The organism is Amycolatopsis sp. NPDC004772 (genome assembly GCF_053601215.1).
In genome coordinates, this window is sequence record NZ_JBSGBK010000108.1 from 1 (window position 1) to 26,413 (window position 26,413).

The 26,413-nt window shown below is 71.4% G+C and carries 23 protein-coding genes and 1 pseudogene; 11 read left to right on the top strand and 13 right to left on the bottom strand.

The window, feature by feature from the left end:
- Window positions 1-101 precede the first annotated feature (101 nt).
- On the bottom strand, window positions 102-1,634 hold the full coding sequence (locus tag ACWEF6_RS38160; protein ID WP_449687403.1) for an MFS transporter: 1,533 nt from the start codon (window positions 1,632-1,634) through the stop codon (window positions 102-104).
- Between the two features lie 93 nt (window positions 1,635-1,727).
- Window positions 1,728-2,483: a GntR family transcriptional regulator gene (locus tag ACWEF6_RS38165; RefSeq protein WP_086846871.1), complete on the bottom strand. Its 756-nt coding sequence runs from the start codon at window positions 2,481-2,483 to the stop codon at window positions 1,728-1,730.
- 148 nt (window positions 2,484-2,631) lie between these two features.
- Here ACWEF6_RS38165 and ACWEF6_RS38170 point away from each other — a divergent pair, with 148 nt between their 5' ends.
- A complete protein-coding gene (locus tag ACWEF6_RS38170) occupies window positions 2,632-3,678 on the top strand; it encodes an SIS domain-containing protein (RefSeq protein ID WP_310968802.1) in 1,047 nt (348 codons plus the stop codon).
- Window positions 3,675-4,631 carry an N-acetylglucosamine kinase gene (locus ACWEF6_RS38175; protein WP_449687404.1) on the top strand — a complete coding sequence of 319 codons (957 nt, stop codon included), beginning with the start codon at window positions 3,675-3,677 and terminating at the stop codon, window positions 4,629-4,631. The genes ACWEF6_RS38170 and ACWEF6_RS38175 overlap by 4 nt, the downstream gene beginning before the upstream one ends.
- 109 nt (window positions 4,632-4,740) lie before the next feature.
- Here ACWEF6_RS38175 and ACWEF6_RS38180 read toward each other — a convergent pair whose 3' ends face one another.
- Entirely contained in the window at window positions 4,741-5,400 is a 660-nt protein-coding gene (locus ACWEF6_RS38180) for a DUF3159 domain-containing protein (RefSeq protein ID WP_449687405.1), read from the bottom strand.
- A 268-nt stretch (window positions 5,401-5,668) separates the two neighbouring features.
- On the opposite strand from ACWEF6_RS38180, the gene ACWEF6_RS38185 reads away from it, so the two are divergent.
- The 6 genes from ACWEF6_RS38185 (at window position 5,669) to ACWEF6_RS38210 (ending at window position 10,645) form a co-directional block, all read left to right on the top strand.
- The gene (locus tag ACWEF6_RS38185) at window positions 5,669-6,484 is read left to right on the top strand and encodes an SGNH/GDSL hydrolase family protein (RefSeq protein ID WP_449687406.1); all 816 of its coding nucleotides are present in this window, start codon (window positions 5,669-5,671) and stop codon (window positions 6,482-6,484) included.
- 695 nt (window positions 6,485-7,179) lie between these two features.
- A complete protein-coding gene (locus ACWEF6_RS38190) occupies window positions 7,180-7,911 on the top strand; it encodes an OmpA family protein (protein WP_449687407.1) in 732 nt (243 codons plus the stop codon).
- A 14-nt stretch (window positions 7,912-7,925) separates the two neighbouring features.
- A complete protein-coding gene (locus tag ACWEF6_RS38195) occupies window positions 7,926-8,318 on the top strand; it encodes a hypothetical protein (RefSeq protein WP_449687408.1) in 393 nt (130 codons plus the stop codon).
- Window positions 8,319-8,374: 56 nt separating this feature from the next.
- Window positions 8,375-8,851 carry a DUF6932 family protein gene (locus ACWEF6_RS38200; protein ID WP_449687409.1) on the top strand — a complete coding sequence of 159 codons (477 nt, stop codon included), beginning with the start codon at window positions 8,375-8,377 and terminating at the stop codon, window positions 8,849-8,851.
- Window positions 8,848-9,729: a hypothetical protein gene (locus ACWEF6_RS38205; protein ID WP_086852001.1), complete on the top strand. Its 882-nt coding sequence runs from the start codon at window positions 8,848-8,850 to the stop codon at window positions 9,727-9,729. Before ACWEF6_RS38200 ends, ACWEF6_RS38205 begins: the two co-directional genes overlap by 4 nt.
- A gap of 250 nt (window positions 9,730-9,979) precedes the next feature.
- Window positions 9,980-10,645, top strand: coding sequence for a DUF4190 domain-containing protein (locus ACWEF6_RS38210; RefSeq protein ID WP_449687410.1), 666 nt, complete (start codon window positions 9,980-9,982; stop codon window positions 10,643-10,645).
- 285 nt (window positions 10,646-10,930) lie between these two features.
- On the opposite strand, the pseudogene ACWEF6_RS38215 reads toward ACWEF6_RS38210, so the two are convergent.
- From ACWEF6_RS38215 to ACWEF6_RS38250, 8 genes and pseudogenes are all read right to left on the bottom strand, one after another.
- Window positions 10,931-13,677, bottom strand: a pseudogene (locus tag ACWEF6_RS38215) (BTAD domain-containing putative transcriptional regulator).
- Window positions 13,678-14,231: 554 nt separating this feature from the next.
- A complete protein-coding gene (gene thpD, locus ACWEF6_RS38220) occupies window positions 14,232-15,134 on the bottom strand; it encodes an ectoine hydroxylase (protein WP_449687411.1) in 903 nt (300 codons plus the stop codon).
- Between the two features lie 30 nt (window positions 15,135-15,164).
- A complete protein-coding gene (locus tag ACWEF6_RS38225; protein ID WP_310968817.1) occupies window positions 15,165-15,551 on the bottom strand; it encodes an ectoine synthase in 387 nt (128 codons plus the stop codon).
- A gap of 12 nt (window positions 15,552-15,563) precedes the next feature.
- The gene (gene ectB / locus ACWEF6_RS38230) at window positions 15,564-16,817 is read right to left on the bottom strand and encodes a diaminobutyrate--2-oxoglutarate transaminase (RefSeq protein ID WP_449687412.1); all 1,254 of its coding nucleotides are present in this window, start codon (window positions 16,815-16,817) and stop codon (window positions 15,564-15,566) included.
- Between the two features lie 15 nt (window positions 16,818-16,832).
- Complete coding sequence (ectA, locus tag ACWEF6_RS38235) at window positions 16,833-17,387, bottom strand: diaminobutyrate acetyltransferase (RefSeq protein WP_449687421.1); 555 nt, start codon at window positions 17,385-17,387, stop codon at window positions 16,833-16,835.
- Window positions 17,388-17,566: 179 nt separating this feature from the next.
- Complete coding sequence (locus ACWEF6_RS38240; RefSeq protein WP_449687413.1) at window positions 17,567-20,614, bottom strand: patatin-like protein; 3,048 nt, start codon at window positions 20,612-20,614, stop codon at window positions 17,567-17,569.
- Between the two features lie 105 nt (window positions 20,615-20,719).
- Window positions 20,720-21,955 (bottom strand): DUF445 domain-containing protein, encoded by a 1,236-nt coding sequence (locus tag ACWEF6_RS38245; RefSeq protein WP_449687414.1) that lies wholly within the window; start codon window positions 21,953-21,955, stop codon window positions 20,720-20,722.
- 4 nt (window positions 21,956-21,959) lie between these two features.
- Window positions 21,960-22,745, bottom strand: coding sequence for an Abi-alpha family protein (locus ACWEF6_RS38250; RefSeq protein WP_449687415.1), 786 nt, complete (start codon window positions 22,743-22,745; stop codon window positions 21,960-21,962).
- A gap of 135 nt (window positions 22,746-22,880) precedes the next feature.
- Between ACWEF6_RS38250 and ACWEF6_RS38255 the strand changes: the two genes are divergently transcribed.
- Window positions 22,881-23,702, top strand: coding sequence for a maleylpyruvate isomerase family mycothiol-dependent enzyme (locus tag ACWEF6_RS38255; protein ID WP_449687416.1), 822 nt, complete (start codon window positions 22,881-22,883; stop codon window positions 23,700-23,702).
- Here the strand turns inward: ACWEF6_RS38255 and ACWEF6_RS38260 are convergent.
- Window positions 23,699-24,124, bottom strand: a complete 426-nt coding sequence (locus ACWEF6_RS38260) for a LapA family protein (RefSeq protein WP_449687417.1) — start codon at window positions 24,122-24,124, stop codon at window positions 23,699-23,701. The genes ACWEF6_RS38255 and ACWEF6_RS38260 overlap by 4 nt on opposite strands.
- A gap of 46 nt (window positions 24,125-24,170) precedes the next feature.
- Window positions 24,171-25,310, bottom strand: a complete 1,140-nt coding sequence (locus ACWEF6_RS38265; RefSeq protein ID WP_449687418.1) for a dipeptidase — start codon at window positions 25,308-25,310, stop codon at window positions 24,171-24,173.
- A gap of 100 nt (window positions 25,311-25,410) precedes the next feature.
- Here ACWEF6_RS38265 and ACWEF6_RS38270 point away from each other — a divergent pair, with 100 nt between their 5' ends.
- Entirely contained in the window at window positions 25,411-25,857 is a 447-nt protein-coding gene (locus ACWEF6_RS38270) for a MarR family winged helix-turn-helix transcriptional regulator (RefSeq protein ID WP_449687419.1), read from the top strand.
- Between the two features lie 48 nt (window positions 25,858-25,905).
- Window positions 25,906-26,286, top strand: a complete 381-nt coding sequence (locus ACWEF6_RS38275) for a VOC family protein (RefSeq protein ID WP_449687420.1) — start codon at window positions 25,906-25,908, stop codon at window positions 26,284-26,286.
- Window positions 26,287-26,413 lie beyond the last annotated feature (127 nt).

Consider the following 26,413-nt stretch of genomic DNA (forward strand, 5'->3'; position numbering starts at 1 on the left):
TCTGCCCACACCGCATCGGCGCCATCGTCCAAGCAGCACTCGTCCTGACCCATCACGAACACCACGGCCGCTACTGAGAAAACCTCATTGGGGCGCTTTGGCTAGGAGCCGGCGACGGAGGAGCCCCGGCGGATGTGCGTCGGCGGGCCCTCGACGCCGCAGTGGTAGCACTCGCCCAGGTGGGGGCAGTCGTCGTCCGGCTTGGCGTCCGGCGAGGGCGACGACGGTGGCGCGAGGACGCCGTTGTGGATGCCCAGCGCGATCAGGCCGCCTGCGATCGCCAGGGCCGCGCAGATGACCAGCGCCGTCCGCCAGCCCGCGGTGAGCGCGACCGGGTCGGCGTACGCCTCGCCGGTCAGCCCGGCCGCTGCCGGCAGCACCGCGACGGCCAGCAGGCCGCCCGAACGGGCGATGGCGTTGTTGACGCCGGACGCGACACCGGCGTAGCGGTCCGGGGCCGCGGCGAGCACCGTCGCGGTCACCGGCGCCACGACCGTCGCCAGGCCGAGCCCGAACACGACCACCGCGGGCAGCACCGTGCCGAGGTAGGACGCGCCGGGCGCGATGCGCAGCATCAGCAGCATCCCGACGCCGACCACGATCGGGCCGACGACCAGCTGCAGGCGCGGGCCGATGCGCTGCGCGAGCGCGCCGGAACGGCCCGAAAGCAGGAGCATGATCACCGTCAGCGGGAGCCCGGCCAGGCCGGACGCCGTCGGCGAGTAGCCGAGTGAGACCTGCAGCTGCATGACCAGCAGCATCATCACGCCGCCGAGGGCCGCGTAGACGACGAAGGTCAGCGCGTTCGAGAGGGTGAACGTGCGGTCGCCGAACAGTGACGGCGGCACCAGCGGCTCGTGCGAGCGGTGCTGGACGACGACGAACGCGGCCAGCCCGGCGATCCCCAGCAGGCCCGCGCCGAGCACGAGCGGGTCGCCGATGCCGCGGGCGGGCGCCTCGACCAGCGCGCCGGTGATCCCGGCCAGGCCGAGGGCGCCGAGCGCGGCGGCGCCGAAGTCCGGGTGCCCGGTGGCGTCGGGGTCACGCGATTCCGGGACGAACCGGCGGGCCATCAGCACCACCGCGACCGCGATCGGCACGTTGATCAGGAACGCCAGCCGCCACGACCACACCTGCACGAGGAACCCGCCGAGCAGCGGCCCGGCGGCGGCCGCGATGCCGCCGAGGCCGGACCAGGCGCCGATCGCGCGGGCGCGGGCGTCGTGCGCGAAGGACGCCTGGAGGATCGCGAGCGACCCCGGCGTCAGGAGCGCGCCGCCGATGCCCTGCAGGATCCGGGTCGCGACGAGCATTTCGGTGGATTGCGCCGCGGCGCACAGCCCGGAGGCGACGCCGAACCAGATGACGCCGACGAGGTACATGCGGCGCCGGCCGTACCGGTCGCCGAGCGAACCGGCGACCAGGATGAGCGCGGCGAGGGCCAGCATGTAGCCGTCGAGGATCCACTGGAGCCCCGCCACGGAGGCGTTGAGCTCGGCGCCGATGCGGGGCAGGGCGACGTTGACGATGGTGCCGTCGAGCATCGCCATGCCGGAGCCCAGGATGGTGGTGGCCAGCAGGCCGCGCGCGGCGCCGGTGCCCCAGCGGATCCCGGTGTCTTCGGTGGCAGTCACCCGGTCACCTTCACCGCCACCGCAGCACCCCGTCAACCCGGCAGGTCGTGAGTGGCAAGGAGGGTTCTAACCCGCCTTACCACTCACGAGGCGTTACGGCAGCAGCGTCGTCACGAACTTGTAGCGGTCGCCGCGGTAGACCGAGCGGGCGAACTCGACCGGCTTGCCGTCCGTGGCGAACGAGTGGCGGGTCAGCATCAGCACCGGCATGCCGACGTCCGCGCCGAGCATCTCCGCTTCCTGCGGCCCCGCCAGGGACGTCTCGATCGTTTCTTCCGCGCGTTCGAGTTCGACGCCGTAGTGCTCGCGTAGAACGGCGTACAACGAACCGCCGGCCGAGACGTGCTTGCGCAGCCCGCGGAACCGGCCGAGCGGCAGGTGCGTCGTCTCGAGCGCCATCGGCTGCGAGTCCGCCAGTCGAAGTCGTCGAAGACGAAGGATTTTCGCGCCGGTCCGGATGCCGAGCAGCTTCGCGAGGTCGCCCTCGACCGGCATTTCCTCGACTTCCAACAATTTCGACGACGGCTTCAGGCCCTGTTTACGCATGTCCTCGGTGTAGGAGGACAGCTGGAGCCGCTGCGCGAGCTTCGGCTCGGCCGCGAAGGTGCCTTTGCCCTGCACCCGGTGCAGCCGGCCCTCGGCGGTCAGGTCGGCCAGCGCCTGGCGCACGGTGGTGCGGGAGACCGTGAACTCCCCGGCGAGCGCGCGTTCGGTCGGGATCGGCGACCCCGGCGGCAGCACGTCCAGCAGGTCGAGGAGGTGCTGTTTCAGCGCCCAGTATTTGGGCTCGCGCTGCCCGCGCATCCCGGCGACGGCGCCCGCCTCGCCCGTGGTGGTGGTCTCCAACATGCCCGGCTCCCTATGTCTTCCCTCATCGCACGCCACGTCCCCGTAAGAAACGTACCCTTTTCCCCAAACGCGCCGCCCCTATAACATTGGTCTAGACCTGACCGACGCCGCCTGAGTCCGGTACATAATGCCGGAGGTGGAGAGGAAAATGATGACCGAACAACGGCCCGGCGCGCACATGGCCGCGGAGATCGCCCAGCAACCGGACGTCCTGGCCGGACTGGTGGCGCGTCAGGCGGAAATCGCCGAAGTGGCGGAAAAGATCTCACAACGCCCCCCGCGGTTCGCTTTGCTCGCGGCGCGTGGATCGAGCGACCACGCAGCGTTGTACGCGAAGTACCTGATCGAGGTACTCCTCGGCCTTCCGGCGGGTCTGGTTTCCCCGTCCACGGCCACGCTGTACGGCGCTCGGCCGGATCTGCGGGACGTGCTTTTCGTCACGGTCAGCCAGAGCGGCGGCTCGCCTGACCTGATCGAGGTCACCGAAACGGCGCGGCGCCAGGGCGCGCTGACGGTCTCGGTCACCAACACGCCGGACTCGCCGCTGCGGGCGGCGTCCGAGCTCGGCGTCGACATCGGCGCGGGCGTCGAGAAGGCCGTCGCGGCCACCAAGACGTACTCCGCGACGCTGATGGCGCTGTACCTGCTGATCGACGCGGTGCGCGGCGGCAAGGCGGCCGACGCCGAGAAGATCGGCGAGCTGGCGCAGCAGACCCTCGACGGCGCCACCGAGGGCGTGCAGCGCGCGGTCGACCGCTACCGGTTCGTGAACCGGGTGCTCACCGCCGCCCGCGGCTACTCGTACGCGACCGCGCTGGAGGCGTCCCTCAAGCTTGCCGAGACGAGTTACCTCGCGGCCCGCGCGTACAGCGGCGCCGACCTCCTGCACGGCCCGGTCGCCGCGGTCGACGACCAGACCGCGGTCCTCGCGGTGACCAGCGCCGGGCACGGCGCCGACGCGATGCGCGAGGTGATCGACGCCGTCGGCAAGCGCGGCGCGGACGTCGTCGCGGTCGGCTCGGCGTCGGCCCAGGCCCCGGCGGCGCTGCGCATCGACGTGCCGCAGACCGTCGAGGAGCTGGCGCCGATCCTGGAGATCCTGCCGATCCAGCGGATCGCGCTCGGCCTGTCGCTGGCCCGCGGCGGCGACCCGGACAGCCCGCGCGGCCTGCTGAAGGTGACCAAGACGAGGTGAGCTTCGCGATCGGCGTCGACGCCGGCGGGACGTCGACCAGGGCCGCACTGGTCGACGCCACCGGCGCGGTGCTGGGCACCGGGCGCGGCGAAGGGGCGAACCCGAACGCGCACGCGCCCGAGGTCGCCGCGGGCCGGATCGCGGACGCGATCACCGCGGCGCTCGGCGGCCATGACCCCGGCGCCGTACGGGCGTGCGTCGTCGGCATGGCCGGGGTCAGCAAGCTGAGCGATCGCGGCGTGGCGGCGGTCTTCGACGCGGCGTGGACGCGAATCGGTCTCACGTGTGCCGTCCGGACGGTCGCCGACGCCGAAGTGGCGTACGCGTCGGCGACCTCGGCACCGGACGGGACGGTCGTCGTCGCCGGCACCGGCTCGATCGCGGGCCGGATCCGCAAGCGGCGGCTCGCGGGCACGACCGGTGGCTACGGCTGGCTGCTCGGCGACGAAGGGTCGGCGTTCTGGCTCGGCCGCGAAGCCGTCCGCTCCACTTTGGAGGCACTGGGCCGCGGCCGGCCGCTCGACGGGCTCCCGTCGGCGGTGCTGGCCGCGGCCCTCGGACTGTCCGCTTTGGACGTCCGCGACGACGCCGGAAGGCTGGCCGCGTCCCGGGCGCTGATCACCGCGGCCAACGCGGAGCCGCCGGTCCGGCTCGCCCGGTTCGCCCCGCTGGTGAGCGCGGCGCACGACGCGGGCGAGCCGGCGGCCCGGGAGATCGTCGCCCGCGCGGCCGGGCACCTGGCCGAGAACGCCCTGGCGGCGCGCGAGCCCGGCGAGTCGACTCCGGTCGTGCTCGTCGGCTCGGTGCTCACCGGCGCCAGCCCGGTCGGGGAGCTGGTGCGCCGCCGTCTGGGTGAGCTCGAGGTGCTGACCAGCTCCGATGGGGTGCTCGGGGCGGCCTGGCTGGCCGCCGTGGACGCCTTCGGCGAGGGGACGCCGCGGCCCCGGGCGTAAGGATCTCGAGCAAAACGCGGCGCAAAGACGCGAAACCGTCGACTGAACCCGGGAGTCCGGGTACCGTAGGCAGTGGCCCCCGGACCCTCCCCCCTCGCCGGGGGCCGCCTTATGCCCCCGGTACGTCGTCCGAGCGGGTTTCCGGCGCCAGGCGGAGGCCGGGGTGTTCCGGCGGCAACGCCCGGTAGAGCACCCAGCCACTGACCGCGACGGTCAGCGCGACGAGCGGCCAGGAGAGCACCGTCCGGGCCACGCCGAGCGCGAGCACCTGGCCGGCCCACCACAGCAGGCCGTAGACGACCACGCGCAGCGTGTACTGGAGCACCCACACCCAGCTGGCGCGCGAGTAGGCCTTGAGCAGCACGGTGTCGCGGCGCCAGCGCGTCTTCTGGCCCAGCAGCAGGCCGACGACGACGCCGAGCAGCGGCCAGCGCACGACGATGCTGGCCGCCCAGAGCAGCGCGCTGGCCACATTGGACATCAGCTGCAGGAGGAAGAAGTCCTGGGCCCGGCCGGTGTGCAGGGCGATCAGCGCGGCCGCGACGACGGCGGCCAGGCTGACGACGAGCGCGCGCACCTTGCCACCACGGGCGATCCGGTAGACCCCCACCGCGACGGCGACCGCGACGGCGGCCCCGGCGCCCCAGGCGACGGACTGACCGGCCACGAGCCACCCGGCGACGAAGCCGACGGGCGGGATGCTGGCGTCGAGCGCCCCCCGGCGGCCACCGAGGATCTGCGTGAGCGACTCACGGGGTTCTCCGGACACGTGTCCAGCCTGCCGGATGGCGCGCGGGACGCCCCGGGGAGGGAGATCTTCGCCACATCGGGTGCCGGGTTTGCCTCCGAGTGTGCGGTTTCACGGCATGCGGAAGGTGAAGACTGCGTAATAGAGAGGCGCAGAAGGCCGACAAGATAAGACACTGTTACCGCAGGCTGAACGCCCGGGGGTGGAGCGGGTTTGCGGCCGATGGTTAGTTGAGGTGTACAACTACATGTCGGGGTGTGTCGGTCGCAGGGATGGGAAGGGGACCCACGTGTACGGATTCGACAGCTACGTAGCCCTCGGTGACAGCTTCACCGAGGGGCTCAACGACGACCTGCCGGACGGTTCCTTCCGCGGCTGGGCCGACCGCCTGGCCGAGGTACTGGCGGCCGGCCGCAGTGACTTCCAGTACGCCAACCTGGCCCTGCGCGGCAAGATGCTCGACGAGATCCTGGACGAGCAGCTCCCGATCGCGCTCGACCTGAAGCCGGACCTGGTCACGCTCTGTGCGGGAGGCAACGACATCATCGTGCCGGGCGCGGACGTGGACGCGGTGGCGGAGCGCCTCGAGGAGGGCGTGGCGAAGCTGCGCGAGGCGGGCATCCCGGTGCTGCTGTTCAACGGCCCGGACACGAAGGTCCTGTCGGTGATGTCGGTGCTGCGCGGCAAGGTGGCGATCTACAACACGAATCTGTGGGCAATAGCGGAGCGTCACGGAGCACGCATGGTCGACTTGTGGACCATGGGCCCCCTCCACGACCGCCGCGCCTGGAGCGACGACCGGTTGCACTTTTCCCCGGAGGCCCACCGCCGCATCGCCCTGAAGGCGGCGGAGGTGCTGGGGATCCCGGTGGAGTCGGATTGGCGCGAGCCGTGGCCCCTGGAGGAGACGCCGAACCGCTGGATCGACTCCCGCCGGTCGGACCTGACGTGGACGAAGGTGCATTTGCTGCCGTGGATCCGGCGGCAGCTGAGGGGCGAGTCGATGGGGGACGGGCTGTCCCCGAAGCGGCCGCAGCTGGCACCGCTGGTGCCGTTGGACGTACTCGAGGTAACGGACAGCGCCCGGCGGCAGCAGGCAAGCTGAGGCCCTTCGCGGGTTGTTGATAGGGGCTTTCGGCGCGGGTGAGGGTGCGCGCGCTGGGGGGTCCCTCTGGGCTGCGCTTGCGGGGCCCTGCGCTTGCCCGGCCCACCCTCCCAGACAGAGCTCCGCCAAAGCCGGAGCAGCAGGCATTCCACCGACCCGAACGAGACGCGGACGCCCAACCGGCACCCCACCCAGGCCTCCCCCGCCGCCCCGATCCGAAGCCGGCACGCGGACGGTGGTGCCGGGTCAAGGCACGCTTTCCCGCCTTGACGCGGTACCACCGTCCGTAGTGACAATCGAGCTTCGGGGTGGTGGGCACCCGGGACAGCCCGAGCCAGCGGCACCTCCGAGCAGAGGCCAGCAGGCCCCACAACAGCACCGACCGCCTCCGCCGGAGCCCAACCCGGCATCGGCAGGGGCCGGCAAAGTTCCGCTGACCCGGGCGCCCTCGAACGTCCCGAATGAGTCATTCGCGACACCGCAGCCGCCCGAACCCGCCCCAAAACACCCCCGGACCTGGCCCACCCTCCCAGGGGGAACCACCCGTCTCCAGCCTACCGCCGCCCTCCGACAGAAAGTGCCCAACCGAACACGATCCCCCGAGTTGTCCACATGTCGACTCCCCTGGGGACAACTTGTGGATGACCACCCGGATTCAGGTCGCCAAGCTGCCGCACCCGGCTTACAGTCCCTTTATGCGTCGGCGCTGGATCCTCGTGGTCCCGGTTGCGGTGCTGGTCACAGCGCTGCTCGCGGGGGTCGCCACCTGGACTCGGTCCGGCGGCATCGAACGCGACCTCACCGCCCGGGCCCAAGCCGCTCTCTTCCAAGCCGGGCTGCCCACCGGGGATGTCCGGTTCGACGGCCGGGATGCCACCCTCAGCGGGTTCCCGCCCGGGCAAGCGCTGCGGGCCCTCGAAATCGTGCAGAACGTCGACGGCGTCCGGGCCGCCAAGGTCAACGGCGACGTCATCCCCGTGGCCCCCAGCACCACCGCGACCACGCCGACGACCCCGGCCACGACCACGCCGAGCCCGCCGCCCACCACCAGCACCACGGCTCCTCCGCCCACCGACAAGGCCGGCGTCCAAGCCGAGATCGATCGGATGCTCACCGAAGCCCCGATCGCCTTCCAGCCCGACACCGCGAAGCTCACCCCGGAGGGCGAACAGGCCGCTCGATCCGTTGCCATCGCCCTCGCCAAGGCGCCCGCCGGGTTCCGGTACCGCGTCACCGGGCACGTCGCCCGCGGTCCCGGCGGGGAAAGTGCCGCCCTCAAGCTCTCGCGGGACCGCGCCCGGGCCGTCGCGCGGATCCTCACCACCAACGGCCTGACCACCAACCGCGTGACCTACCGGGGGCTGGGCGACACCCGGCCGGCCACCGGCGGCGAAGAAGACCGGCGTGTCGAGATCACGGTCGTTTGAGGGGTGATGAGCTGATGTTCTGGCTGTTCGGGCAGATCTGGCTGTGGCTGATCGTCGCCTTCGCCCTCGGCGCGCTGACGTCGTGGCTCGTCCTGCGCACCACCAAGAGCCCCCAGCCCGCGCGCGAAGAAGAACCCGAAGCGGAACCGGCGTACGAGCCCCCGCCCCCGCTCTCGACCGAGCAAACCCAGTTCATCCCCGCCGCCTGGGCGCAGCACCCGCCCGATCGCCGGGCCGGCGCGCCCGACGACGACGAACAGGATCCCGTCGGCCACCGCGAGGGCCACCTCCCCCTGCCCCCTCAGCGCGGTGCGCAGGCCGAGGACTGGCCCACCGAAGAGGAGCCCGCCTGGCCGGAGTCCGAAGAGGCCCCGCAGTGGCCGCAGCAGCCTGGGCGCGGTGGCTGACACCCATCCTGGTAAGTTCGGCTACGCACTGTGAGCGAGGGCTGAGGAGGGGTGGCGTGGCGCTCCCCCATTGGACGGCGCAGCAGGTCCTGCCGCCGGGCCGGCACGCGGGCGACCTCGCCGACGTCTACGAACGCCTGGTGTTCGACGCCCCGCACCAGAACGAACGCGAGATCCTGTTCAGCGCGCTCAACAGCTACCTCGGCGTCGCCCGGCGGATCATGCCGTCCGGCCGCGCCTGGATCGGCGGCGAGCTGATCACCCGGACCGCGCACCCGCCGCGCGGCCTCGACGTCGTCCTCATCCCGGACGAGTGGGGCGCGCTCAAGCGGCTTGACGACGCCGGCCGGTCCGCGCTCTACGGCCTGCTCACGCTCCGCGGCGTGATCGTCGGGCAGCCGGCGATGTACCTCGACCAGGTGCAGCCGGTCGGGGGCATGCTGGACGGCTTCCTGTGCCGTCCCGGCGACGAAGACGTGTGGGCCGAGGTCTGGGCCGAAGGCGGCAGGGGCTACCCGGAGATGATCTGGTGAGGAACGAGTTCCGGCGCATCGCCGACGAGATCCCCGGCGGCACGTGGCTCGACGACCTGGCCCGCGCCTCGGCGATGGCGGCCAACGCCAAGTTCGAACGGACGTCCCGCTCCCCGCTGCTGCACGTCTCGGTGATCGGCGAGCAGACCATCGACGCCTACACCTTCTCCGACATCAGCCGCGCCCTGCAGGACGCGACGGCGAAGATCGGGCACATCATCCGGAACCCGTCCGGCGAGGTCACCCAGGTCCAGCAGACCGACCGGGACAAGGCGCCGCTGATCCAGCGCGGCCAGGCGGGCAACGCGATCTTCTTCGGCTTCCCGGAGCCGCTGGCCGACGACGCCCTGATCGTCGACGGCATCGAGACGCTGTCCGAGCGCGCGGTCAAGGAACTCTGCGACTTCCTGCCGGCGAACGGCTCGGACGACGGCGCGCTCGACGCCGTCCTGCTCCAGCGCGACACCGTCCGCAACGCGGTGAGCGACATCGTCAACGCCGTCGCGAAGAACGCCGGCATCGGGATGGCGCTGACCCCGACCGCGGGCGAGCAGGTCACCCGCAGCATGACCACCGAGCAGGCGCGGATCCTGCAGGGCAGCCTCCGCGAGTCGCGCGAGGAGGTCGGCTACGAGACGGTCCGCGGCCGGCTCGACGGCGTCCGCACGCGGCGCCGGATCTTCTACCTCGACCGCGAGTCGGGCGGCACGATCCAGGGCGCGGTGGCGCCGGACCTGCTCGACCAGATCAAGGAAAACCTCGATCGCCCGGTGACCGCCCGGCTCCGCGTCGTGCGCACGACGACGATCGACGGACGCCGCGGCCGGCCCGTTTTCGAACTCCTCGAAATCACCCCGGAAGTCAGTCTTTTCGACTGAAATGTCCGTTGTGCAACTTTCGTCTTGAACGCTGGTAACGACGGTCGTCGTGGGCCGAACGGCCACGAAAACCGTGGGAGCTCCGATATTCTTGCCATTGATCACCAGGCCACGTCATGCCCGTGATGTCAGGAAATATCGATACCTGACCCCAAATGGTGGGACAATGACTTTTTCCAGAATGTAACAATTTCGTTCTGGGCCACACTTATGGGTTAACGTCGTCGCACTCCCACCCGAAGGGGTTCGCATGATGACCGACCCGCAGTACCCGCAGGCCGCCGCGCGCCACGGACGGCCCGCGCCGCCGGTGACGGCCACGGAGCGTCGTCAAGCCAATGCGAAGCCCGCACGGAACATCCTGGCGATCGTCGGCCTGCTGCTCGGCGTGGCCGCCCTGGTCGTCACGTTCGTCCCGGATCTCGAGGTCGTCGCGTGGCCGCTGGGCGGGATCGGGCTGGTCCTGGCCGTGGCCGGGCTGGTCCAGGCCAAGAAGGGCACCGTGGGTGACCGCGGGGTGGCGATCGGTGCCACCGTCGTGACGGCCGCCGCGCTGCTCACCGCGGCCGGGATGCTGCTGTACTCGACCTTCTTCAGCGGCGGCGAGAGCGGGCTGCACCTGCCCGCGGTGGCCACCGACAAGCACGCCGTGACGTTCCAGGTCACCTCCGCCGGCGGCGCGACCGTGCGCTACGGCAGCCTCAACGACCAGCGCACCGAAAACGCGCCGGCCAGCACCGACGCATGGCAGGGGCAGGCGTCCTACAACAATGGCTCGTACCTGCTGACGCTCACCGCGGACACCCGCAATGCGACGGTCAGCAACGAAATCAAGTGCGCCATTCTCGTCGACGGCAAGAAGGTCGCGGAAAACAGCGGGGCGACGATCGCGCTCTGCACGGCGAACGTCGGCTGATCGGGCGCGGCAACCCCGCCTGGCGACCGGCCGGCCTACCCCCAAGTCGGCCGGCCGGGCCGCCACGAGCCGCTCCTGGCGACTCCGGGTCCCACGCGGAGTTTCCCGCGCGGGGCCTGGCACCGGCGTCTCCGCCTGCCCCTCCCCTAGGGCTCTGCCGGCACCGCCGAACCTACGCGGACACCGCCCGCGCCCACTAAGAATCCACTAAGGATTGAGCGTGCGGGCGGGGTCGTGACCCATTCGCAACGAAATTCCGGCCAAGCGAAACTGTCGGAATCCGGTTCACTGCAGATCGGCGAGTTCGGTGCGGACCTCACCGACGAGCTTCGGGTGCACGCGCTCGTAAATGCGCACCGACAACGCCAGTTGTTCCCGTGCGCCGTCGATGTCGCCGCGGGCCCGCAGCACCCGGCCCAGCGTCAGCCGCAACGCCCCTTCGCGCGCGACGAACTCGCGGCTGATCGCCAGGTCGATCGCCTCCCAGGCGTACCGCTCGGCGGCCTCGTGGTCCCCGGCCCGCAGGTTCAGCTCGGCCAGCTTGTCGAGCGAGACGACGACCTGGTCGTCGTCACCCAGTTCGCGGTCGATCCACAGGCCGGCGCGCTGGTGGGCGATCGCGTCGGCCAGCCGGCCCGCCCGCTTCTCCGCCTGCGCGCAGCTGCTGAGCGCCGGCCCGCGCAGGGTCACGTCCGGCGCGTTCGCGACGGCCGCGGCCAGCCGCTCGATCGCCTTGTCGTGTTCGCCGAGCCGGCTCAGCGCGCGCCCGAGGTGCAGGTCCACCGACGTCCGGAGCCACTGGTCGGCCGACTCGGCGGCCAGCTCCGCCGCCCGCTCGGCGTCGGCGAGCCCGAACCCCGGCAGCTCGAAGGTCAGCGCGATCTCGCACCGCGCGAGCCGCAGCCAGCACTGCCCCTCGACGTCGCCCGCGGCTTCGGCGGCGGCGACCCCGAGGTCGGCCATCCGGGTCCACTCGTCCAGCAGCGGGCAGGTGACCCAGTAGGTGTGCGTCAGGCGGGCGAGGCGCCAGACGTCGTCGTGACGGCCCGCGGCGGCCGCGGCGTCGAGGACGGCCAGGACGTTCGGCCACTCCGCGGCGAACCAGTCGTGGGCCTCGGCGAAGCCGGGCAGCGGCGGCATCGCCTCGTCGGCGAGCACGCCGGAGAAGTCGAGCGGGTCGGCGACCCGGCCGAGCCGGCGCCGCGCCCGGTCGGCCACCGTCTGGTAGTAGCGGACCGACCAGCCGAGCGCCTCGTCGCGCTCCTTGTCCCCGAGTTCCTTCTCCGCGAGCTCGCGGAGAAGAGCCAGACGAGGTCGTGCGGCACGAAGACGTCGCGCTCGGTCTCGGTGATGAGGTTGTGCGCGGCCAGCGCGCGCAGCCGGCGCCGCGCCTCGGCCACCGGGATCTGCGCGACCGCGGCCATCACGTGCGGCCCGACCAGCACGCCGGGGATCGCGCCCAGCTGCAGGAACGTCTCGGCGACTTCGCCGGGCAGCCCGCGGAAGGAGACGTCGAACGCCGCGCGGACGCTGTCGTCGGCGCCGTCGACCTGCAGCCCCGCGAGGCGGGTGCGTTCGTTGCCGAGCTCGTCGACGAGTTCCTCCGCCGTCCGCTGCGCGCTCGCCGAAAGCCGCGCGCCCGCGATCCGCAGGGCCAGCGGGAGGTAGCCGCAGAGCCGCGCGAGAGCGTGGTTGAGGCTCGCCGGGCCGGCCAGTTCCTCGATGAGCGCCACGGCGTCGTCGGGCGCGAGCGTGCCGAGCACGCGCTGCTTGGCCGCGTTCGACACGGCGAGCCCGTCCAGGCGCGAGCGGCTGGTCACCACCGTCATCGTCCGCGCGCTCGGCGGCAGCAGCGGCCGCACCTGCTCGGCGGTGCGGGCGTCGTCGAGCAGCACCAGCATCCGGCGCCCGGCGATCAGCGACCGGTAGAGCGCGACGCGTTCGTGCAGCAGCTCCGGGATCTTCGCGGTTTCGACGCCGAGGCCGAGCAGGAACTGGGTGAGCAGCTCGGCCGGTTCCAGCGGCGGGTGGTGCGGGTCGAAGCCGCGCAGCGACGCGAACAGCACGCCGTTCGGGAACCGCGGCGCGACCCGGTGCGCCCACCACACGACGAGCGTGCTCTTGCCGACCCCGGCCGTGCCGCTGACCACGGCGATCGTCGTCTGCCCCGCCTCGGCCCGGGTGACCAGGCCGTCGAGCCAGGCCAGCTCCTCGGTGCGCCCGGCCAGGGTGGGCACCGCCGCGGGCAGCTGCGAAATCGCTTTCGCCGGCTCCGCACCGGCGGCCGGGGCGACGACGTCCCGCGCCGGGAGGTCGTCGTTGAGGACGCGCTCGTGCAGCCACCGCAGCTCGGCACCGGGCTCGACGCCGAGGGTGCGCAGCGTCGCGCGGGAGACAGTCCGGTACAGCTCGAGCGCGTCCCCGCGGCGGCCCGCGTGGTAGAGCGCCCGCATCAGCTGGCCCGCCGTCCGCTCGGCCAGGGGATCAGCCCGGACGATCGGGCTGAGCTCGACGATCAGCTCCGCGTGCCGGCCGAGTTCGAGGTCGGCGTCGACGCGGGCGCCGTGCACGGCGAGGCGGAGGTCCTCCAGCTCGGGCGCCTCGAGGGAGTCGGGCACCCCGCCCAGCGCCGGGCCCTGCCACAGCGCGAGGGCCTCGGCCAGCAGCGCGGCGGCGACCTCCGGCGTGGCCACCGACGCGCGGTCGAGCAGCGAGCGCGCCCGGTGGACGTCGATCCGGTCGGGCTCGACGTCGAGCCGGTAGCCCGGCGGGGTGGTGAGGATGCGCGGGCCGTCGAGGTCGCGCAGGATCCGCCGCAGGTGCGAGACGTTGCCGTGGACGATGGTGCGGGCGGTCGCCGGCGGGTCGTGGCCCCAGAGGGCGTCGATGATCTCGTCGAGCCCGACGACCTTGCCGGGCCGCAGCGCCAGCAGCGCGAGCAGGCCGCGGACGCCGGGGCCGCCGATCGGGACGGGGTCGTCGCCGTGGAAGAGCTGAACGGGCCCGAGCAGCTGGAGCCGGGTCTGGGCCATGGTCGCGCCCACCTCCCCGGATCCACGGTGTCCCCCGGCGTCGCCCCCGCCGGAAAAGTCAACCTACCGTGATGACCGGCCGGCGAATACCGCCCCACCGGGCCGGGACCAGGAGGTTTCGTCACGCTGCGGATTCCGCGGCCCGGGCCAGGCGCGCCTGCGATTGGCGCGGACGTGACGGAGCCCCGCACCACCGGTCCCGATCCGGTGGTACGGGGCTGCCGTTGAAACTTCCGGCCGGGCCGCCAGGGGGCCGGTCCGCCCGTCCGCCACCGAGGGCGACCGGGCAGGTGAGCTCACCCCGAGCGAAGCACCCGCCGCCGGCCGTCGACGAAGACGTGTTGCACGGGCCACACACCCGCGCGGTGGCGACACGGTAACAGGGCGCACCGAGTCCGTCACGGGCGGGTCAGGGTCAGGCGCTTCGCGAAGCTCCCGGCCGGCGGACGGCGCCGCGCCGCTCCCCGGGCCGGCGCAGCGACCTGCCCACGGCAAAGGGCCCGGCGCGGCGCGATCCGCCGGCCGGGCCCCAGACGAGACCGAAGCCAAGAGCCTCAGCGCGTGATCGGCGTCGAGTCGCGGCCGGCGATGAACGCGGGCCGTGGGGTGCTCGCCGCGAACGGCTCCTGGAGCGCGTTCTCCACGCTGTTGAACACCAGGAAGATGTTCGAGCGCGGGTACGGCGTGATGTTGTTGCCCGAGCCGTGCATGATGTTCGAGTCGAACCACAGGGCCGAGCCCGCCTGGCCGGTGAACTGGTCGATGCCGTGTTCGGCCGCCATCTTGGTGATGTCGTCCTCGCTCGGCACGCCCACCCGCTGGTCCTTGAGCGAGCTCTTGTAGTTCGCCTCCGGCGTCTCGCCGGCGCACTGGACGAACGTCCGGTGCGAACCCGGCATGATCATCAGGCCGCCGTTGAACGGGTAGTTGTCCGTCAGCGCGATGGAGCAGCTGACCGCGCGCGGGGCCGGCATGCCGTCCTCCGCGTGCCAGGTTTCGAAGTCCGAGTGCCAGTAGAACCCGGTGCCCTTGAAGCCGGGCATGTAGTTGACGCGGCTCTGGTGGACGTACACCTCCGAGCCCAGCAGCTGCCGCGCCCGGTCCAGCACGCGCGGGTCGCGCACCAGCTCGGCGATCAGGCCCGAAATCTCGTGGACGTCGAAGATCGACCGGACCTCACCGGTCTTCGCCTCGGTGATCACGCGCTCGTCCTTGGCGAGCTCCTCGTCGGAGGACAGCCGCACCAGCTCCTGCCAGTACGTCTGGACCTCTCCGACGGAGAGCATGTCCTCGACCACGGTGTAACCCTTGGTCTCGTGGTTCGCCAGCGTGGCGGCGTCGATCGGGCCGTCGGCTTCGGTACCCCACACCGTGGGGTGCACGCGCGGCAGGTGCGCCGGCGTACCGGTGATCCGGGTCGGGTAACGGTCGTCGACCCGGGTGTCCGTCAGCGTCACGGGCTTCGCCTCCTGTTTCCTCTCCGGTACTTACTCGGTGATCAGCGGGTACACGCCGTTCTCGTCGTGCACCTCGCGGCCCGTCACCGGCGGGTTGAACACGCACACGCACTTGATCTCGGTCTTCGGCCGGACCTGGTGCTTGTCGTGGTCGTTGAGCAGGTAGAGCGTGCCGGGCTTGAGCTCGTACACCTTGCCGGTGGCCAGATCCTCGATCTCGCCCTCGCCGGAGGTGATGAACACCGCCTCGATGTGGTTGGCGTACCAGAAGTCGTTGACCGTCCCCGCGTACAGCGTGGTCTCGTGCACCGAGAAGCCGACGCCCTCCTTGGCGAGGATGATCCGCTTGCTGCGCCAGTTCTCGGTCTTGATGTCGGCGTCGGTGTCGGTGATCTCGTCGAGTGTGCGGACGAGCACGGGCGATCTCCCTTACTTGGTCAGGACGGCCTTGACGGACTCGTCGATGATCGACAGGCCCTGCGTCAGCTCGTCGTCGGTCAGCGTCAACGGCGGCAGCAGCTTCATCACTTCGCCGTCGGGGCCGGAGGTTTCCATCAGCAGGCCGCGGGCGAACGCTTCCGCGCAGACCCGGCCGGCCAGGTCGCCGCTGGCGAACTCGATGCCGCGCGCGAGGCCGCGGCCCTTGGCGAGCAGGTTCGCTTCCGGGTAGGCCTCGATGATGCCGCTGAACGCGGTCGCGATGCGCTCGCCCTTCGCCTTGGTCGACTTCTCGAGCTCGTCGTCGCTCCAGTAGACGTCGATCGCTTCCTTGGCGGTGACGAACGCCGGGCTGATCCCGCGGAAGGTGCCGTTGTGCTCGCCCGGCTCCCAGACGTCGAGTTCCGGCTTGATGAGCGTCAGCGCCATCGGGATGCCGTAACCGCTGATGGACTTCGACAGGCAGACGATGTCCGGCGTGATCCCGGCGTCCTCGAAGGAGAAGAACGGGCCGGTGCGGCCGCAGCCCATCTGGACGTCGTCGAGGATCAGCAGGATGTTGTGGCGCTTGCAGAGGTCGTCGAGGCCCTTCAGCCACTCCAGGCGCGCGGCGTTGATGCCGCCCTCGCCCTGGACGCCTTCGACGATCACCGCGGCCGGCTCGTTGAGCCCGCTGCCGGAATCTTCGAGAAGCTTCTCGAAGTACAGGAAGTCCGGCATCGCACCGTCGAAGTACTTGTCGTACGGCATCGGGGTGGCGTGCACCAGCGGAACGCCGGCGCCGCCGCGCTTCATCGAGTTGCCGGTGACCGACAGCGCGCCCAGCGTCATGCCGTGGAAGGCGTTGGTGAAGTTGATGACCGCTTCCTTGCCGGTCACCTTGCGCGCCAGCTTCAGCGCGGCTTCGACGGCGTTCGCGCCGCCCGGGCCGGGGAACACGACCTTGTAGCCGAGCCCGCGCGGGTCGAGGACCTTGTCGCGGAAGGTCTGCAGGAAGTCGCGCTTGGCCACGGTGAACATGTCCAGGGCGTGGGTGACGCCGTCGCGCTGGATGTAGTCGATCAGGGCCTGTTTCAGCCGCGGGTTGTTGTGCCCGTAGTTCAGCGCGCCGGCCCCGGCGAAGAAGTCCAGATAGGGCTTCCCGCTTTCGTCGTACAAGTGGCTGCCCTGCGCGCGGTCGAACACGACCGGCCAGCCGCGGCTGTAGCTGCGTACTTCGGATTCGAGCTCTTCGAAGATGCTCATGTGTTTCTTTCGCTCCTAATCGCCCGGATTCGTCGATACCGTCAGCGGTCCGATGCGGTATAGCTCTTCCGGCAGGTGTCCCGCTTCGGGAAAATCCTCGCCGTCGAACAGCACACTGGTTTCCGTTGCGGCGTCCCACCGCTTCGCGAACGACGCGAACAGCCGGATGGACGCTTCGTTGTCCGGGGTGATGGTGGTCTCGAGGTAACGCACCCCCTCGCCGACCAGGCGCGTGTACAGCGCGTCGAGCAGGGCCCCGGCCAGGCCTTTCCCCCGCTGCGAGCTGTCCACCGCGACCTGCCAGACGAGCGCCGAGTCCGGCGCGTCCGGCCTGCGGTAGGCGATGACGAAACCGACCGCCCTGCCATCCTCACGCGCGACCACCGACGACTCGGCGAAATCGCGGCACCACAGCATGTACGCGTACGGCGAGTTGAGATCGAGCTTGGCGGAATCACGCGCGATTCGCCACAGCTCCGCGCCGTCCGCCTTGGTCGGGCTTTCGATCAAGTGCGTTACGGACATACTCAGGAAACGTAACAGAGAATTTTCCGCCTGCCAGCGACGCAGCTCACGACCCCCGTGATGACCTGCGGGGACGCGATGTACCCGGTGAGCAGTCACACAAACCTGTTTGAACCGGCCGGCGTATGGGCACACGCGCGCTCGGGGCGCGGACGCACGGCCCGTGACCTATCCGCACGATGAACCCAAATCGGGATGATCGCAAGGCGACGGACCGGAAACGCTCAGCGCGAACTCGGTTCGGGAGCGCGTTCCACCGTCTTCGGGGACGGCCGCCGGGCCACTTCGAGCACGACCGCCTTCGCTTCCCGGTTGCGGGCGCGGCGATGGCCGAGACGGCGCAGGAGAGCGCTCACCGGCGTCACGACCGCGGGCAGGATCAGCAGCCCGGAGACGACCAGCCACCACACCGCGCCCTCGCCGCGGCGCCAGCCGGCCACGACGTCACCGAGCCAGCCGAAGAACGGCCGCGCGAGCGGCGGCAGGAACGCGGCCAGCAGCAGAGCCGCCACGACCAGCGCTCCCAGCGCGGTGAACAGCCAGCGCACCTTGTGGCCCGTCGTGAGCAGCGCCGTGGCCAGGTAGACGGCCGCGCCCGCGAGGACCGGGAGGCCGACCCACTGCAGGACAGCGCCGCCGTTGTTGCCGATCACCAGCCCGGCCAGCAGCGCCAGCACACCGGCCACCAGCGAGCCGGCCGTGCCGAGCCGGGACGCGCCCTGCGAGACCCTCGCCGTGCTCCTGGCGACGGTCCGCAGCATGCCCGCGACGGTCTGCGGCCAGCCGCCGGGCAGCCGGAACGCGACCGTCCCGGCGTTGACCGTGGCGGCGCCGAGCGCGACGAGCGTCCGGGTCAGCCGGGCGGTGCCCTGCTCCCCGGCGAGCTTTTCCGCCGAGACGCGGCAGGCCTGGAACTGGGCCTGCGCAGCGCCGACGTCGACCCGGGGCAGGTCGCCGGCCAGCGCTTTCCCGATGCCCGGGCGGTCGTCGGCGTCGTAACGCGACGCGAGGGTGACGACCGGGAGCTCCTCCGCGGCGATTTCGGCCTGCCGCGTCCGGGCCAGCACCATGGCCGTCACCGGCATGCTGATCGGCCGGTCGGCGTCCGGGGCGGCCACCGGCTCGAGATCGGCGTCGAGGCCGAGGAACGCCAGTTCGGCCGTCAGCTGGTCGCGCAGCTGCCCGGCTTCGGCCGGCGTGCACCGGTCGAGCTCGTCCGGCTTGCGCCAGAGCGGCTTGAGCGCGGCGACGAACTCGTCGCGGAACCGCTCGGGCCCGACGATGTCCCGCAGCGTTTCGAGGCGGACCGGGTCGAGCAGGCACTGGACCAGCCAACCGGCACCGTCGATGCGGCCCCACATCCAGTCATTGGCCCGCCACGACGCCTTGTAGAACGCGCCGAAGTAGCTCGCCTGCATCCCGGTCAGCTTGTCCCACGACCGGCGCCGCGTCATGTCCAGCAGCGTCCGCGAATCGGCGCTGACCTGCACGAGGTCGACCCGCTGGTCGACCGACGGCGCCTGCGCGAGCAGCCCGCGCGTGGCCACGTGCAGGATGAGCAGCCGCGCCTGGACGACCTCGTCGCCGCCCGCGGCGTCCGGGCCGAGCGCCAGCCAGTTCAGCAGGGTCGTGACGGTGCCGGACTTCCCGGGGTCGGCGTCGGCCAGCGCCCGCAACGTCGGCGCCGCCGCCCGCAGGCCCGCGACCACCTTCGGCCACGCCTCGGCGACGGCGGCCGAGCGGCCCAGCCCGGCCCACTCCTCGGCGAGCTCGCGGATCCACACCTCGAGGGTGCTGCTCGCGCCGGGCGCGGCGTGCGCGGCCACCCACTGCGCCAGCCGCACGCCACGGCCGGCGGTCCGGCGCGCCGCGTGCAGCTGGGCGCGCGCGTCGTTGAGCGTGGCCGCGCGGGCGGCGTCCGGCCGGAGCCGGAACCCGGCGTTGACCAGCTGGAGGCCGGTCGCGACGGCGTCGTCGAGCGCGGTCGTCCGGTAGCCGACCAGCTCCGGCACCTGCAGTCCGGCGGCCGGTGGCCCGGTGGGGACGCCGCTGCTCAGCCCGGTCACGGCGATCGCGCGCAGCTGCCGCGACATCCCGGACGCCCAGTCGCGGTCCGGGGTGCCGGCCTCGGACAGCGCGTACCGCCGGGCGGCGACCCGCACCAGCTCGGCGGCGTCCTCGGCGGTCCGGCGCTCGAGGTAGGCGGCCGCGATCCGCGCGTCGACCAGGCACTCGGGCCCGCCGCGCAGGCCGAGCGCGGCCAGCGAGACGCGGGTGTCCCGCGCGCGGAGCACGGCGTCGTTGTGCCGCGTGAGGTCGTCCAGCTCGGCGCTGATCGACTGGCTCATCACGGTGTTGACCACCTTGGCCATGGCGTTGGACAGCAGCGGCGGGTTCGCCGGATCGCACTCGACGGCGTCGGTCACGCCTTCACCGGTCGGCACGACGTAGAGCAGCAGCCGCCGCACGTCGGCGTGCGACGGGCGCTCGAAGATCTCGCGCAGCGCGGGCCGCAGGGGCTTGTTGAGCAGCACCCCGCCGTCGGTCAGCCAGTGCGAGCGGGTCAGTTCGGTGTAGGGCGTCATGTCGGGGTGCAGCCGGTCGGTGCCGCCGGTGCCGATCGGCATCCGCGACAGCTCGAACGCGCCGGGGAAGGACGCGGTGGAGCGGGCCGCCAGCGCGAGCGGCCCCTCCACCCCGATCGTCCACAGTGGACCACAGAACCGGAAGAGCATCCGGTGTTCGGTGTCCCGAACCAGATTCCCGAGCGCGTCGTCGAACCGGGTGGTCTCGCCGTCGATCATGGTGCCGGTGAGCAGCACGGTGATGTCGGGTTCGTCGACGGGCGGCGCGCCTTCGGAGGTGATCCGCCGCAGCGCCCGTTCGACGTCCCCGAGCAGCACGCGGTCCCCGTCGAGCACCGACCGCGGCTGCGCTTCCTTGGCGTCCCGGATCAGGTTTTCCAGCGAACCGGTGGTGATCCAGGTGTCCCGCAGCACCTGCGGCGTCGACCCGAAGGCCTCGGCCAGCCCGAGACAGGCGGCGTTGATCCCACCGGCACTGGTCCCGGTGAGGACGTCGATCGACACGCTCGCGCGGAGCAGGTCGAGCAGTTTCCGGTAGAGCCCACCGCCATCCGCGCTGCGCGACTCCCGCAGCAGCTGCGACGTCTCGGTGGCGACCCCGCCCATCCAGATGGCCAGGCTGGCCCCACCGACCATGGTCAGCGCGAGCCGGATTTCCTGCTGCCACGGTTCCGCGGTCCCGTCCATGGGAGTTCTCCCGTCTTCCCGACGCAGAGTAGAGGCGAAGGGTGCCGCCGGGGATACGTCCGGGGGTACGGCCGTTCGGGTGGAGTTGTTCACCCGCCTGGCCGCTCAGGCCGCCAGGTGCTCCAGGATCAGCACCTGGGCCTCACCGACCGCGAAGCCCAGTACCGCGCCCGTCGCGATCAGGATCCATTCGTCCTGCTCGAACGCCGGCCGCAGCAGCCGCTCGAACTCCTTCGGCGACAGCTGCTTCATCTTCGACACCAGCACGTTCCGGATGTCCATCGCGTCCGTCGCGTAGTCCTCGATGTAGCGCATCGTCTCCGGCAGGCGGGACATGATCTGGGAGGAGATCGCCAGCTTCATGTCCTGGTACTTGCGGCTGCCCACCGCGAACACCAGCAGCGGCTTCGCGACGCTGCCGAGCTCGCGGTCGAGCTGGCGCTGGATCAACGCCAGCACGCGGTCCGACAGCGGGCCGTGCAGGATCGCCTCGATGACGTTGTGCGGGGTGATGATCTCCTTCGCGATCAACGACCCGTACGCCTCCGCGACTTCCGCGCGCCGCTTGAGGAACAGGCCTTGCCACTGCACGCCGAAGTACTTGCGGGGCTCGATCGGGTAGAAGATCATGCGCAGCGCCAGCCAGTCCGTGAACCAGCCGGTGAACAGGCCGAACACCGGCATGATCGGCGGGAACTTGAACAGCACCCAGGCCACCATCTGGACGACGCCGATAGCGCCGCCGAACACCAGGCCCGAGCGCGCGATGAACTTGAACTCCTGCGCGCCCGCCTCCTGGAAGATCCGGTTCAGCAGGCGCTTGTCCTTGACCAGGCTGGTGACCACCATGCCCTTGAGGTCGAACACGCTGTCCACATCGGACTTGATCAGGTCGAGAACGGCCGCGACCATCCGCGGCGACTCGTGCTGGACGCGCTCGATCACCAGCCGCTGCACGCGGACCGGCAGGGACTCCCACAGCCCCGGCTGGTAGTGGCCGACCACCTCGCGGACGATGTCCTCGACCCCCGCGAGCAGCGGTTTCTCGATTTCCTGGGCGATGCGGGACGCGTCCAGCCGCGCGACCACCTCGGCCGGCTTGATCAGCTGCTCGGTCATCGTGTCGCAGGCGATGCTCGCCATCCGCGCCGCGCGCTTCGGGACGATGCCCTGCCAGCCCAGGAACGGCTTGACGCCGATGAACTCCACCGGCTGGAACATCATCCGGATCGCGACCAGCTTGGTGCCGTAGCCGATCAGCGCCGCGACGATCGGGATCGAGACGTAGAGGGGCCAGTGCTGGGCGAAGTCGGCGGCGATGCCGGCGAAGAAGGCCCCCATCCCGCTAACCCCAGCTCGGGTCGCAGGCCTGCCAGAACTGCGCGCCGAGGCGCGAGACGTGGATCGTCCGGCGGACGAACTTCGCGCGCCGGACGTGCTTCTCGGCCTCGCGCACCGTCTCGTCGGTCAGCAGGATCTCGTACTGCGTCTCCAGCGACGGCACCTCCTCGTCCAGGTCGACCAGGCCGAGCCCGATCAGCCGGGTGACGTAGCCGGGCACCTGGTCCGGCAGCGACACCCCGGCCGCCTTGCCGACCGTCGAGGCGTTGCGCAGCACGACCCGGCCGTTGCCGCCGAGGCCGGTCCGCTCGACGACGTCTACGGCGGGGAACGGCGAGCCGTCGGACAGCGCGGACAGGATCCGCGCCTCGTCCGGCGTCAGCTGGCGCAGGATGATCGCGTAGAAGTACTCGCGGGCGCGCTCGCGGCCGAAGCCGATGGAGTGGTTCAGCAGCTCGGCCATCGCCGCGCGCAGCGGCTCGGCGTGGTTGTCGCGCACCGGCACCAGCGTGACGGCGGCTTCGCGAGGCACCGTCGCGCGGTTCATCGCCGACGCCGCGGTGAGCGCCGCGTGATACGGGTCGTCGACCTCGTCGAGCCGGCGGCGCAGCTCGGTCAGCAGCTGGCGCTCCACCTGCCGGACGCCGCGCTCGGCGGTCTCGACCCCGGGCAGCTTGCGGCCGAGCGCGAAGCCGGTGCGCGCGGCCCAGCCCGCCAGCTGACCGGCGCGGCGAGCCAGGTCGGCCACGTCGTCGGCGGCACCCCGGCCGTTCGGTCGCTCTGCGTTCACCGGCGGACTCCCCTCTGTGTTACGCGCTGATGCTACCTGCGGGTAGGCCGAATGACCCCATCCCTCGGGGGTCCGGGTGGCGGAGCCCCCGGCCTGGGGCGAAGCCCCGGAACAACACGGTGTTTGGATGGCCACATGAGTCCGACGCGCTGGGGCCCGCCGATCGACGTCCTCCCGTACTTCTCCAAAGAAGAACAAGCGCTGATGACGCTGCTCGGCGCCCTCACCGACGAAGATTGGACGCGGCCGACGATGTGCGCCGGCTGGACGGTCAAGGACGTCGCCGCCCACCTGCTGGGCGACAAGGTCGGCCGGCTGTCCCGCGGCCGCGACGGGCACGCGGCGGATTCCCCCCGGCCGGGTGAGGCGTTCCCCCGGTTCATCGACCGGATCAACGAGGAGTGGGTCGTCGCGTGCCGCCGGCTGTCGACGGACGTCCTGCTCACCATGCTGTACGAGTTCATGGGCCAGACGACCGAGTACTGGGCCCAGCTGGACCTCGACGTCCTCGGCGTCCCGGTGAGCTGGGCCGGTGACGAGCCCGCGCCGCGCTGGCTGGACGCGGCCCGTGACTACTCGGAGTTCTGGGTCCACCACGTGCAGATCCGCGAGGCCCTGGAGCACACGCCGCTGGAGGCGGAGTACGCCGAGCCGATCGCGGACACGTTCGTGAGGGCGCTGCCGCACACCCTGCGGGACGTCGACGCGCGGGTCGGCAAGCAGGTCGGCTACACCGTGACCGGCCACGGCAAGTGGCACGCACGCCGTGAGCGCGACGGCTGGGTCGTGGACCGCGGCGCCCCGCCGTCCCGCACCCCGCTGGCCACCGTGACGACGGACCTGGACACGTTCTGGCGGCTCTGCACCCGCAACCCGGCCGACCTCGGCCGCGTCCGGACGTCCGGCGACGAAAACGTTTGCGCCACCCTGCTCGGGATGACGTCGATCATCGTCTAGCGGCGGCGCGCCTGCTTCCGCAGCTGCAGGATCCGGGCTCCGCCGATCAGCGCGACCAGCGCCGCCCCGCCGATGGCCGAGAACAGCATGGCGATGGCCAGCGGCAGGCTGCCCTCGCCGCCGAAGAAGTGCACGGTCACCGAGTCCAGGTTCTGCAGGATGAAGATCAGCAGCAGGACCAGCACGACCAGGCCGGCGATCACCGCGACCCAGGTGCCGCTGATCCGGGTGCGCTTGATCTTCGCGGGTGCGGGCCGGGACGGCGCCGGCCGCACCGGCGTCACCTCCTCCGCGCCCGGGCGGACGTCGCCGGCCCGCAGCTCGGCGGGTTCCAGGGCGCCTTCCGGCACGTCGGTGCCCGGCAGGTCGTGGTGGGTGGGACCGGTGGGGCGGTCGGCCGCGCCCCCGCGCGCGTGCGTCATGTGCCCAGTGTCCGTCCGGCGTGCGGGGAGCGCTGCCTCAAACCCCCTAACGGGCGAAACCGTCGACCTCCCGCAGGACGCGGAGCGTGTTCCGGCCGGCCAGTTTCGCGCAGTCGTCCTCACTCCACCCGCGCTCGAGCAGTGCGGCGAACAACACCGGGTACTTGGACGTGTCCTCCAGCCCCTCCGGCAGCGAGCCGACGCCGTCGTAGTCGCCGCCGAGGCCGATGTGGTCGATGCCGGCGACCTCGCGGGCGTGCTCGACGTGCGCTACGACGTCCTCCACGGTCGCCGGCGGCTTCGTCGGCCCGTCCCATTCCCGGATGAACTTCCCGCGCAAGGCCAGGTTCCGGTACTCCAGCCCGGCCTCGGCCATCGCGGCCTCGAGCCGGTCGTTCCACGCGGCGACCTTCGGCGAGACGAACGCGGGCACGAAGGTGATCATCGCGACGCCGCCGTTGCCGGGCAGCATGGCCAGGACGTCGTCGGGGATGTTGCGGGGGTGGTCGTTCACCGCGATGCAGGAGGAGTGGCTGAAGATCACCGGCACCGAGCTGACCTCGATCGCCGCCCGCATGGTCGACGGCGCGACGTGCGACAGGTCGACCATCATCCCGATCTTGTTCATCTCGCGCACGACGTCGCGGCCGAACTCGGTGAGCCCGCCGTGGGCCGGCTCGTCGGTGCCCGAGTCGGCCCAGGTGGTGTTGAAGTTGTGCGTGAGCGTCATGTACCGGACGCCGAGGCGGCGCAGGCTCCGCAGCACGCCGATCGACTCGGCGATGCTGTGCCCGCCCTCGGCCCCGAGCAGCGACGCGATCCGGCCGTCGGCGAACGCGGCCTCGGCCTCGTCCGCGGTGGTGACCAGCCGGAGCCGGTCGGGGTAGCGCTCGACCAGCTGGTGGACGACCTCGACCTGCTCCAGGACGGCGGTCACGGCACTGTGGCCCTCGAACTCGCAGGGCACGTACACCGACCAGAACTGCATGCCGAGCTTGCCGTCGGCGAGCTTCGGGAAGTCGGTGTGCAGAGCGGGCTGCCGCACGGTCAGGTCGAGGGACGCGGCCGCCTCGACCGGGTTCGGGCCACCGTGCTGCCGCAGTTCCCACGGCAGGTCGTTGTGCCCGTCGGCGAGGATGACGGCGTCCAGCAGTTTGGTAGCACGCTGTAGTGCCTCGTTAGTCATCGCCCGATCGTAGGTAGGTCCGGTATACGGTTCGTACAAACGGGCTGACATCTTCCCCGAAAGAAATAATCCGGCGAAGTTTTGCGGTAAAGTGCGGGGTGTGGACACCGACGACGACGAGATCGTCACCTGGTGGGGCCTGGTCATCGAGGGCTACCTGGCCACCCAGGACAGGCTGATGGGCGAGATCGCCGAGCGCTTCGGGCTCGCGCCCGCGTCGTTCGACATCCTGCTGCGGCTGGTGCGCTCGCCCGAGCACCGGATGCCGATGACCCGCCTGGCCACCGAGGCGGCGCTGTCCAGCGGCGGCTTCACGAAGGTGGCGGATCGCCTGGTCGCGGCCGACCTGATCTGCCGCATCCCCAGCCCCGACGACCGCCGCGTCACGTTCGCGTCGCTGACCGAACACGGCCTGGACGTGGCGAACCGGGCCCGCACGGCGGCGGCGGACATCCTGCGCCGGATCGTCCTGACCCCGCTCGGCGACGACGCCCCAGCACTGGCCGAAGCGATGCGGACACTGCGCGCGTTCAATTCCGACCGTTGAAAAAGTCGAGGTCACACCCGGTGCAGCTGACGGCGCACCATGAGAGCCATGCTGACCGAATCGACCATCACGACGATGCTTCCGGTGACCGACAGTGAACGCGCCGGCCACTTCTACGCGGACGCCCTCGGCCTGAAGCAGACGGGGAAGGGCGAAGACGGAACCCTCTACTTCGCCGCCGCCGGCGGCGCCATCGGGCTCCGGCCGATGCCGGAGGGCTCGCAGAGCGAGAACACGGCACTGAGCTTCGAGGTCGGCAACCTGCCGGCGGAGGTGAAGACCTTGGAGGACCGCGGCGTGCGGTTCCAGGACTTCGAGATGGAGGGCCTCCGCACGGTGGACCACATCGCCCAGCTGGGCAACGAGCGGGCGGCGTGGTTCACGGACTCCGAAGGCAACGTGCTGTGCCTGCACGAGGTCATAGGCTGACGTGCCAGTCCGTGCTCTGCCGCGGCTTGTCGTGAGTGGTAAGGCGGGTTAGAACCCGCCTAAACACACACAACCAAAGCGAGCGAGGGGCAGAGTTTTAACGCGGTGCCCGAACGGAAGAGCGGGG